This window comes from Mesobacillus subterraneus, assembly GCF_003937825.1.
Classification (GTDB): domain Bacteria; phylum Bacillota; class Bacilli; order Bacillales; family Cytobacillaceae; genus Mesobacillus; species Mesobacillus subterraneus.
Genome location: NZ_RSFW01000036.1, coordinates 1 through 11,391 on the forward strand (window position 1 = coordinate 1; position 11,391 = coordinate 11,391).

Sequence of the window (11,391 nt, forward strand, 5' to 3'; positions counted from 1 at the left end):
TTATAGATAGAAATGTAATATTGAATGAGAATACTTGGGGGTATTTTCTAGCTCCCTTTTTAATTTATTTATATATTAAAAAGGAAGATTCTCTGAAAAAGTTTATTGTATATGTTATAGGGATTGTTTTGATTTATTTTACAAACGCAAATACAACGTTACTTTCATTTGCCTTTTTACCAATTTTTATATTTATTTTTAACAGAGTCAAAAATCCAAGGCGTTTATACACAATTGTTATATTGTTAGGTATATTATCGACTTATTTGATCGCACATATGAGTAATGAGTTACTAACTAATATACTGTCATATCGGAATCAATTATGGGATTTTTATCTTGGTAATGTTACTAATTCAATAAATGATATTTTTTTTGGTAATGGCCGTTGGACTATCATAGATAAAGGGATACCTCATTTATCTCGTTATGGAGGCCATAATACCTTTGTAAGTCTTTTCCACTTTAATGGAATAGTAGTATTAGGATTGTATATCTTATTTATAATATTGGGTATGAGAAAAAGATCAACAAAATTCACCGTATCTGACGGAATCATTTATTTGTCTATTACTTTCCAATTTGCAGAATCAAATATCCCGTTATTTTCATTTTTCTTTCCTGCATTTATTTTCATGGTCAACATGCTCATCAACAAAGAATCTGAGGAAGCTGAAAGAAGGCTGGAAGTTTCCTGATTGCAAAAAGGTACAGGCTTTGTTAATCCAAAGTCCTGTACCTTTTTATTTTATTCTAGTTCTCTAGCGATATAATATGCACTTACCCAGCCAGTGGTCCCGTTTGATAACTTGATCTTATACCAGTTTTTGGAGGAATCCATTACTTGATTTCCTTCTTTGTCGGTGACAATATGGACATATTGGTTGAGTTTTAAGGTGGAAATTGCTGCTTTATCTGTTGATGGATCAGGTCGTACGTTTAGGGATGAGGTTAATGCTCTTCCTAAATTTTTGACTGAGATGAATTCTTTGTAACGATCAAACTTTATGTCCTTCGTCCAGTAGATTTCATCATCAAGTTGAATTTTAACTTTAAAGTCGTTTGCCTTTTCTAAGAGAAGGAACTCTGTGTCTTTTTCTAATGTTTTCACTTTTCCGGCTGCATCTGTGACTTTAAGATTTTGTTTAGCTGTTGCTAATATGCCAGAAGGGAATGTATCTTTCCCTGTTGGAATTGGTGGGGCTGAGAAAACAGTTAGATTTGGTTTCGCTGACTGGTAGTATGTTTTGTCATACGGCAGGATTTTCTGCATATGAGAGGCAATTACTTTTCCCCAATATGGATCACTAGCATAAAAGTAGTTCATTCCTTCGCTGCTTGAGTCAATTCTCGCATTAGAAAGGGTTTTGGTAGAATACCCGAGATAGGCTCCTTTATATTTCCAGTTGCCTGGATTGAGATAGGTGGCCTTCATTGCGCGAGCGATGTAATCAATATTTTGCTCAATACTTTTAAAGCGGAATGCGCCGATATATGGCGTTGCATCATACGCTCCGAAACCAAAGAGATTGTATTTGCCAAAAGAGATATTAGATGTGCCATAACCGCTCTCGTGGATCGCATGTGCTGCTAAATAAAGCGCGTTTAGACCATATTTGTTCCCCGCGTCAATAAATGACTGGCCCTTCCCGGTAAGGACGCTTTTTTTATCGTTTGCATTTACAAAGTTAGCAATATAGGTATCTATTTGTGATGCAGTGACAGGAGACTTTGTGCGCAAGTCTATGAATTGATATCCTGACCTGCTCGTGATCTGGCTTCCGGTCCGGACTTCTTGGATATGGCTTCCTGCTACATAGCCTGTTTTCTCCGCATAGTTAACCTTATACCAGCCGTTAGAAACCTTATGGGTAGGAAGTATAAACTTTCCTTGAGGGATGGTGGACAGAGTAGCAGCACCTTCCCAGGCACCAGATTTTAAAATCACATTGGTATTTACTAAAAAAACTTTATTAGAAATCGCTGTTTCAATTACAACAGGCTCTGATGTTTTAATGAAACTGCTTTTATGGATATAACCGTTTTTACCGGTATAAGATGTTTTATACCAGGAACCAACTCCAGATGTGGATGATACTACTGTGCCTTTTGGAATCTTTATTAATTTTGAATATATCGTTCCATATGACTGATATAAATATGTATCCCGCTTTGCTTTATAAGCTGTTTTCTTAAATTTGAAGGGTGTGAACTTCTTAATATAGGAAGGGTATACATAGTAGGATTTGCCTTTATAAGATACCTTATACCAGGTTTTCCCGATGCTGTTCAACACTTTTTGGTTTGAATACAATCCATTATTTGCTGGAATCCTAATAGTGGCTTTCTTCTTTGTGTCTGGTGAAAGGTATAAAGGTGTGGATGTTTTTGTGAAATAATATGTACCAGGTGTTTTAACAATTTTATTGTACTCTTTCAAATATTGTCCACTTACCCAGCCGGTTTTGGTAACCTTTTTTCCTTTGCTGGAGTATGTATAGGCTACTTTATACCAGCTTCCTTTTTGGGTTGTAGTAGTAACAATCTTCCCTTTCCGAATGGTGAGGATCGCTTTGTTTTTTACACTTGCTCCGGTTCTTAGCTTTAAATTACTGGTTGTTTGATAAGTTGTTTTTTTTGTTATGACTATACTGGATGCCTCTACCTTTTGAATGGATAAAAATTCTGAAGAAGAGGTGAATCCAAATAGTAGTAAGGTAAGGGTTAAGAGGATTATTTTACCGAATTTTTTCATTAATCTAGCTCCTTTTTCGTGAATCTAGTAAAAATATATACTAATTTACTAGTACTATTATCGGGGTATCTATGAAAATTGTAAATAAATTCTAATGAATTTATATGAAAATATTACACATTCTCTGTATAGATGTTAATTCAGTGTCAAATTTACGTTAAGGTTGTTTTCTTTTTGTTAATTATCCTCAAGTAACGATTCAATGAGCTGAAAAAAGTATAAGATATCAGTGTATCGAGGCTCCCTGCAAAAAGTTAGCCTGAATAGGAGGGTGTTTTTACGTTCACACTAAGAAAGATGAAAGAAAATACTACTTTGGAGGAGATTGGATGCCGGAATTTTCCGAGAAGTTAGTTACAATTTTACTTGGTCTTTTTTTTCTGCTAACTATTTATGTGAATCTTAACACTCTGTATTATGTCGTCTTGACAATCTTCGGATTTGGAAAAGCTAAACGGGATTATCCGTTAATTGAAGATGAGACAAGATTCTTGATTTTAGTTGCCGCACACAATGAAGAGAAGGTAATTGGCTCGACTATTGATAACTTGAAAAAAATACAATATCGGAAAGACCTGTTTGATATTTATATAGTAAATGATAATAGCACTGATCGGACAGGAGCTATATGTGAAGAAAAAGGGGTTAAATACATCAATACTGGTGAAAAGCAGTTTCCGAGGGAAGGTGTAGGGAAACCGGCAGGCTTGCAATACGCACTCAGGTTTTTAGGATTTGAAAAACTGAAAGAACAGTACGATTGTTTAATGATCTTGGATGCAGATAATCATGTGGATCCACATATCTTGCAGGAGTTGAACTCACAATACATTGGAAAAGGAAAACCTGAAGCTATCCAAACCTATCTAGACTCTAAAAACTCAGCAAACAGCCTGTCATTGGGATACTCAATGAGCTATTATATCACCAATAGATTCTTCCAGCTGGCTAAATACCGATTAGGGCTGCCAAATGCAATTGGAGGGACAGGTTTCATCGTAAGGCTTGATTATTTAATGAAGCATGGAGGCTTCCGATTCCATTCATTGACCGAGGATCTCGAGCTGGAAATGGAAATTGTAAAGGATAACGGCAGAATTTTATGGAATCATTTTGCAAGGGTTTATGATGAAAAGCCGGAAGACTTTAAAGTAAGCATCAAGCAGCGTACTCGCTGGTCCCAGGGGCATTGGTATGTTGCTTTCACCAATCTCAAACCATTTCTCAAGAAGTTACTAACTGAAAAGGGAAAGATGAAGATTCTTGATCAGCTTGTTTATCTTTTTGGTATGGCCAGAGCTGTCCAGATGACTATAGTCGTGATTGGGATAGTAGCTGCAACAATATTTAGCCTTGCAACAAGGAACACTGAATTGCTGTCAACAGCAGGTGAGAGGCTATTATATCTAATTTTTGGTGCCAGTCTCATTTCTCTTGTCTTATTTATATATCAGTTATTAATTTGTATGTATTATGCAATCAAGATGGATACGAATCATAAATTTCGATTTTTTAGTATGAGTGTCTCTGTATTTTATTATGCTTACACCTTTATCTATGCCCAGGTGATGGGCTTGCTAAAGTGGAAGCAGCAGCATACATGGGTGAAGACAGATCATAATAAGACAGCTCGTGAAAACCCGTGAAAGCTCTCAATATAATATGACGAGCATCTCTTTTCAGAGGTGCTCGTTCCTCGTTTCCTATTCCCCTTAGAAAAAATTACCTTACATGCATGCTTTGAAAAAAATGAGCTTGTAGGATGTAGCTTTAATTGATAATCTTCCAAGATGTTTTGACGGCATGAACTCTATTCCTTGCTAATCCCTTCAGGTTCTTCCCATATTTACAGCAATGTCAGTCAGGCAGCCTGGAGCGGGTCGCATTCAGATATAGGGAAAATCTTTATCTATAATGGACTCAGAACCAAAGTGGTATTTGGGATAAGAAACCTGCTGTGCATGTGTATTTAGACAGTGAAAATATAAATATCCTCTGGGTATGCCCATAGGATATTTTTATACCTATATGCTTGTAATTATCCGGTGCAATCTTTTATTTTCCATAATAATTAAGAAGTGTTGTTGTAAACTATCTTGTTAACCTTTTCACTCTTTTCCTATTAACAAAAAAGCCTGCCTAAAATTAGGTAGACCTCAATGCACTTATTTAAAAATTCCCATTCCTTCTAATATGATTTTTGCATCACTATTGAAGTATGCTGGCACTTCTTTCCTTAGTAATAACTCAGGGTTTTCCTTTATTATTACCTTCAATCCGCGCATATCGAAATTCCTAGCGTATGTATTAATTGTATTTAATATGGCGAGGTCCTTTCTGGATAAAGGTTTGTTTCCTTCGTCCTGAAGCTCGATAAGAATATCCAGTAACTCTCTGGCATTCTTGCTGAGAAGGTTTTTATGTTCCTGCAGCACATTTAGGTTCTCTTCAATGTATACCCTTGCAGCGGCAAGTTCTAAATTCTCAACACAGTTATTTATCTTAGATGCAATATCAACTAAACTCAATTGGATTCCCCATTTATACCCATTTTTTGAACTTTTTTATATAAGTTTATACCTTTGTTAACATGATTTTTCCATTGTTTATATTCATAGCTGCTTTTTAATTGGCAAATCAGCCTTGGCAAGAAGCGTACAACTGATAAAAACCTACAGTAATGATTGAAAGATGAAAAAGGCTGGATAACGGATCCAGCCTTTTATATTGTTTTTATTCTTCTTGTATATTCTCTACTTCAGTTTCTTGAGCATTGTTTAGCTTCTCTAAAATGGATTGTTTCATTTGTTGTAGCTGCTCCTCAACCTTTGGATACATTTTAAATTTGTTAGGATCCTTTTCCTTGAGGATCAGGCTCTTTAGCTCCATTTCCTCAAGCTGTTTAAGACTTGTTGCAGCCTCATCAATATTACCGTTTTGTATCAATTCTTCTATTGAGAGTGACAGGGTATACCGGTCAATGTCTAACTGGGTATTTTCCAATGAGTATCGTACAGGCAAGATGTACTTGGATGTTGCAAGGGACCTGACACGTTGCCTATTCATATTCTTGATAACTTTTTCAGTCTTGGATTTCGAATTTGCTAGTGATTTATGTTTATTTATCAAGCTGGAGTCTATTTTTCCAATAGTTAGTGCATAATCTAGCTGTTTATTGGCTGCTAGAAGATTCTCTCCTGATTGAATGCCATCCATAAACAACTTGCTGTTTTTTGTATAATAATTGACCTTATCGAAGTAGCCTGAAAGTTTTTTCTGATTCTTGGCTGGTAGAACAGCAATCTGTTTTCTTAGAGTTTTAGCTTCTTTTGTCACAGAGTTATAGAGAGATGGTAAATTTTTGTCAATCTTAAGGTTGCTCTGCGTTTTAATATTTGCATAGTAATAGGTGTTCAACTTTTTAGATTTAGAGTATAGATTAATCAATTTTTTCTCTAGTTTAGCCGTTTCTGCATTCATCCGTGCAAGGTAGAGTTTAGAACTTTCCTGTGCAGTGTACAAACCGACAGCCTGGTTTTCACGCCAGGCTCCCGGGAACTCAGATAACGGGGGACTGGTTTCATAATAAGCTCTTGATATTTCTGGAGTAAAACCAGGGCGCTTTTTAGCACTGATAAACCAGTCTGTGAATCCCCCTCCTGAAGGGTTTTTACCTGGGAATACCAGACTGTATCCCGTCATTTTGCCAATTTGTTTAGCGTATTTATAATCTCGTTTATAAATCTTTCCGGTTTGTTTATAATTCCAAAATAGAATTCTTCCAGTACTGTGGTACGATACAGCCATTTCAGGGTTAATTTCATCTACAAATTTTAAAATGGCCTTTGTTTCTGCTGCAGTCTCAGGAGCCTTCCCTTTATAGTTTTTATAACTTGGATTTTTTGGACTATTGATTGCTTCCCATCCAGCATTATATTGTCGATTAAGATCGACACCTTTGCCATTTGCTTTCCATCTATTAAAATTCTTGCTGCCGTTATTCATTTTTGTCAGTGATTTATGCTTGTTTTTTGGAAATGCCTTTAAGCCTGATTGCTGAAGAGTGACTCCATCTGGATTTACCATAGGAACAAACCAGATTGTCGTGGAATTTAATATTTTCTTTGTGTCGTAGCCATTAATTTTCTTCTTTTTCTTATATGCTGCAGCATAGTTTTCCAACATGTACATATTCAGGCTTGTCGTCATCCATTCTCTTGCATGATGTGACCCATTGACGAATAAGTTGGCATTCCCTGTTCCGATTGAAACAGCATATATTTTCCGGCCGTACTCAGATTTGCCGATTGTTTTTACATTTATCAGTTCTGGATAAGCCTTTTTTAAGGCGTATATATCCTTAACCATCTGTTTATAAGTATAGACTTTGTGTGGATTTACGATGGCCTCTTTGGCTTCTGCCACTGTTATAAAAGAAAAGCTTGATACAACAAGTAGTAGTGCAATAACACTGATCTTCAGTTTTTGCATTTTAATCCCCCGCGTATGATGTATGAAAAAGTTTCCATTGTTACTTTATTATAAATGATATATTAATAGAATCAGTATCTTTTTAATAAAAATTTCCCATTGCTTCCTAATGCAGTAAACTTGCTTTTTGATTGACAGATAGCCCTGATATTGGATTTCTTCTCTATTCTGGAATATTTTATGCTAAAATAGTAAACGTTGATTTTGGTGCTTAAATCTTTCCACACTGACTAATTATTATTTACAATAGTTATTTTTAAGGAAATCTGCTAGCTGCATAGATGGTAAAGTCCTAGGTTATGAGGCTTAGTTGTGGAAATGAGGTTAACATACATAATTTTAATAGAACATTTATGAAGGGAGAAACGAATGGTAAAGAAGTTTATTGTATCTATCCTGAGTTTGGTACTTGCTTTGTCGTCATTTGGAAGCAGCATGGCCCAAGCGGAGGACAATAGTTCAGTCAACCAAAGAGAAGAGTCCGAATCGGTAGATGTTGAAGTCGCTGATGAAATGGAGGTGGAGGAAGAACAGACTGATGATAGTCAAAATTTAACTACTGAAGAAGATAGCAGCTTAACTGATACAAATTCGGAAGCTATTTCGAATGAAGAGGTTGAGGGAGAACAAGAGGTCGAAGACGGCGCAGTTGAAAATACTGAAAATGAACCGCCAACAGATTTAAAGGATATAGAGAATAACAAAAAAGTTGATTCTATTCAAGAAAACGAAAATGTCCAAAAAAAGGATCAACTGCGAAGCTCAGCAATCGAAAAATCAGTTCCCACCTCTTCTAATGACGAGAATTTGGAGATCCATGGAGATACTAAATATTATCTGAATGAACAGGGGTTTATTTTATATGCAGAAGTTTATTCAGGTGATAAGGTAACGAAAATTCAAGAATACTACCAGAATACTAAAGTAGAAAATGCAGAACAGAGAATAAAATATATTTTCAACCTTACAAACGATGGATATGTCGTCCGTGCATCGAAGTTAGATGAAGAAACCCAAAAAAGTACAGATCAGTACGAATATTACCCGTTAACTGTTTATGGGTCACATGGGAGACAAATTAAGTATAAATATAGTCTGAATGCTGATGGCTTTTTGACAAAAGCGACCAAAAGAGAACAGGGAACACAACGAATTCTTGCATGGTATGTATATCATCCAAAAACCCAATATGGAGCTCACGCAGATAAAATTTTGTATATATACATACTTAATAAGGCTGGTTATGTGACAAAGGCAACCAAAAGAGAGAGAGGCACACAAAAAATCCTTGCCTGGTATGTATATCATCCTAAAACTAAATATGGGGCACATACCAATAAGATTATGTATAAGTACTGGTTGAACTCTGCAGGTTATGTAACAAAGGCTGCCAAAAAAGAAAAGATTTCTCAGAGGACAATAACATGGTATGTTTACCATCCGAAAACCCGATATGGATCTCATACCAATGAAATTTTGTATAAGTATTGGTTGAATTCAACTGGTTTTGTTACAAAAGCTGCCAAAAGGGAAAAAGGTACACAAAGAATCCTCGCATGGTTTGAGTATTATCCAAAAACAATGTATGGAAAACATGCAACTGGAATCAGGTACAAGTTGTATCTTAATTCTTCAGGGTATGTAAGCAGTGGAACCCAAAGAGAGAAGGGGACACAAAAGGTATTAGTATCATACAAATTCAAGGCCAAAACAACCTACGGAAATCAATGGAAACAAGTAGGCGAGAGGAAAATCAATGTGCCTGTAGTGAAACAGCTTCCTGAACTGCCAACTGGCTGTGAAATCACGGCTGTCACGATGATGTTGCAATACCAGGGGGCCAAGGTTGGGAAATTGCAGTTGGCAAATGAAATGCCAAGACATCCCTGGGATCCAAGCTATGGTTATGTAGGAAATCCATACACTACAAAAGGCTGGACCGTGTACCCATCTGCTTTAATGGGGTTAGTGAAAAAACACGCAGGTAAGTCAGAAAACCTTAGCGGATACAGCCTGATGAGACTTGAATATTATTTGTCTAAAAATAAACCAGTTGTTGTATGGGTATCCCCAATGCATGGATTTACAGTACATGCCATTACACTTACAGGATATGATAAGGATAATTTCTATTTTAACGATCCTTGGACTGGTGCTAAAAATGTGAAAATGAGTAAAAGTAAATTTATTAAAATCTGGACTAACCAGAATAAGAGAGCTATTTCATATTAAGCAGGGGAATTAATAGAAAAGGAAGCACCCATACAATGGGCACTTCCTTTTTGCTATTTATCATACAATTTCACAGTATGTGAAACACCATCATATTTATAGGTAACTTTTATATATGTGCTTGAGTTGAATTTGGTCAGTGGTTTGTTTGGTTGAAACTTAAACTTCTTTGTTTTTTTACTGCTGGTCACCCAATTTTTAGGTTTGTGTGAATAAATTACTTTTCCCTTATTCACTAATTCAAATTTAGTAATTGTGAGAGATTTAGCTCCTTTATTGCTGACGCTAAAATAACCAACATTACTTCCAGAATTATAGTTCATCTCCATGCTGCCAGAGGGCATGTCTCGAACATCTATTACAATCGTCTTGGTTTTGGTTTTTGTGGTTCCTTTTTGACGGACGTTAACGGAAACTTTGTATTTGCCTTGAGCTTTTGGTGTCCAATAAAATGTCTTGCTGCTTGAGTATTTCTTATAAGTCGTCCACTTCCCCTTTTCATACACACGGAATCTATATTCCAAATACTTCCCTTTTGAGCTGGCTGTGAATTTGATTTTTGTCCCTTCGACTAAAGGTGACTTTTTATTGCTTTTAAAAGAAGTAATAGAGAAATCAGATGGCTTGAATACTGTATATTTCGTAATCTTATAAGATGATTTTCCTGATGCTTTGCTTCTTACATTCACCTTTACTTGATAAATTCCCGATGATTTTGGTTTCCAGTATGCATACTTGCTACGAGAATAATTTTTAATGGTCACCCATTTGTTATTTTGTTTTACACTGAATTTATACTCTAAATCTACTCCAGATGCGGCCGCTGTCCATTTAATAGATTTAGAGACAGGGCTTGGAGAAGTAACACTTGGTTTTAAAGAGGTAACTTTCACATAAGGACTTTTTACTTCAAAACTGATTTCCTCATAGATAATGGACTCAGGATTTTCAGCTCTGCGAACTCCGACCTTGATTGTATACTTACCAGCTTTTGCAGGTTTCCAATTAAATGAATTATTAGTACTGAAGGTTTGGACAACCTGATTATTTACATAATACTGATATTGAAGACCACTTTTGCTGGTACCCGTTGTGAAGGTGATTGTTTTCCCGGCAACTTGTGGGGATTTCAAATTTGATGTAAAGGAAGTGATGTCAAAATCAGGCTCTAGTACTGCAGAAAAAACATACCGCTGATTAAAATCACTGTAATCATTAGCCTCGACAGCTAAGTAATAGGTACCTTTTTCTAACTCTTTATCAATATAATGATAATACAGAGAAAGGCCATCCGCTGGATCATAAAATGAATCAGTGGAGCTAGTAGCTAGTAGGGAACCGTTAGAATTATAGAGTGCTAGTTTATAGTGACCACCGTAAATAAAGCTATCTTCAGGTGTATTTCCTAAAATTGTAGCAATTGAGAATATCCCTGATGTCTTCATGTTGAATTGGTAAAAATCCTGATCCGCATGGTTTAAATCACCAATAACAGTGTCGCCTAGCGAAATCGGGTTTGATAACGAAATATTATTGTTAGGTTCTTTTTCATTTAATTGCAGACCTTTTAATGTAAAGTTTTCCTTTGAAAATACATTTGTGATTTTCTTAGGGAGTTCTTCTGCTCCAGCTGCCGCACTGGAAAACAAGAGCAGACATAGTAAAGAAAAAATGAAAGATATTGGCTTTTTTAACATTTTCAACTCTCCTTAAATAATAGTCCTGAATAGTATATCCTATAATATCTATAAATGGAATTATTATCCTTTTAATTAAATAAAAAAAATTCGACAAGACCTTATACTATAATCTCACTGCTAAAAAATAGGATATATTGGATGGGTATCGGTCTCCTTACATAAAAAAAGCACTGAGGGAGTGAACTGCACCCCAATTGTTAGACACACCTAACA

At 35.8% G+C, this 11,391-nt stretch carries 7 protein-coding genes; 3 read left to right on the forward strand and 4 right to left on the reverse strand.

The annotated features are described in order from the left end of the window. Positions 1-698, forward strand: a 698-nt coding sequence (locus tag EJA10_RS23155; RefSeq protein WP_170169223.1) for a hypothetical protein, incomplete at its 5' end; no start/stop codon positions are given. A gap of 50 nt (positions 699-748) precedes the next feature. On the opposite strand, the gene EJA10_RS22325 is transcribed toward EJA10_RS23155, so the two are convergent. Further along, positions 749-2,755 (reverse strand): SH3 domain-containing protein, encoded by a 2,007-nt coding sequence (locus tag EJA10_RS22325; protein WP_125482217.1) that lies wholly within the window; start codon positions 2,753-2,755, stop codon positions 749-751. A gap of 329 nt (positions 2,756-3,084) precedes the next feature. On the opposite strand from EJA10_RS22325, the gene EJA10_RS22330 reads away from it, so the two are divergent. Next, positions 3,085-4,401 carry a glycosyltransferase family 2 protein gene (locus tag EJA10_RS22330; RefSeq protein WP_125482218.1) on the forward strand — a complete coding sequence of 439 codons (1,317 nt, stop codon included), beginning with the start codon at positions 3,085-3,087 and terminating at the stop codon, positions 4,399-4,401. Between the two features lie 519 nt (positions 4,402-4,920). On the opposite strand, the gene EJA10_RS22335 is transcribed toward EJA10_RS22330, so the two are convergent. Both EJA10_RS22335 and EJA10_RS22340 read right to left on the reverse strand, forming a co-directional pair. Further along, on the reverse strand, positions 4,921-5,283 hold the full coding sequence (locus EJA10_RS22335; RefSeq protein WP_125482219.1) for a hypothetical protein: 363 nt from the start codon (positions 5,281-5,283) through the stop codon (positions 4,921-4,923). 205 nt (positions 5,284-5,488) lie between these two features. Next, a complete protein-coding gene (locus EJA10_RS22340) occupies positions 5,489-7,246 on the reverse strand; it encodes a M14 family zinc carboxypeptidase (protein WP_125482220.1) in 1,758 nt (585 codons plus the stop codon). Between the two features lie 369 nt (positions 7,247-7,615). On the opposite strand from EJA10_RS22340, the gene EJA10_RS23685 reads away from it, so the two are divergent. Beyond that, positions 7,616-9,478 (forward strand): C39 family peptidase, encoded by a 1,863-nt coding sequence (locus EJA10_RS23685; RefSeq protein ID WP_211340613.1) that lies wholly within the window; start codon positions 7,616-7,618, stop codon positions 9,476-9,478. A 53-nt stretch (positions 9,479-9,531) separates the two neighbouring features. Here EJA10_RS23685 and EJA10_RS22350 read toward each other — a convergent pair whose 3' ends face one another. Beyond that, positions 9,532-11,175 (reverse strand): pre-peptidase C-terminal domain-containing protein, encoded by a 1,644-nt coding sequence (locus tag EJA10_RS22350; protein ID WP_125482221.1) that lies wholly within the window; start codon positions 11,173-11,175, stop codon positions 9,532-9,534. Positions 11,176-11,391 lie beyond the last annotated feature (216 nt).

Bases quoted from the DNA above. Each gene is read 5' to 3' on its own strand.
- EJA10_RS22325 (WP_125482217.1), bottom strand. From the start codon at position 2,755: ATGAAAAAATTCGGTAAAATAATCCTCTTAACCCTTACCTTACTACTA.
- EJA10_RS22330 (WP_125482218.1), top strand. From the start codon at position 3,085: ATGCCGGAATTTTCCGAGAAGTTAGTTACAATTTTACTTGGTCTTTTT.
- EJA10_RS22340 (WP_125482220.1), bottom strand. From the start codon at position 7,246: ATGCAAAAACTGAAGATCAGTGTTATTGCACTACTACTTGTTGTATCA.
- EJA10_RS22350 (WP_125482221.1), bottom strand. From the start codon at position 11,175: ATGTTAAAAAAGCCAATATCTTTCATTTTTTCTTTACTATGTCTGCTC.
- EJA10_RS23685 (WP_211340613.1), top strand. From the start codon at position 7,616: ATGGTAAAGAAGTTTATTGTATCTATCCTGAGTTTGGTACTTGCTTTG.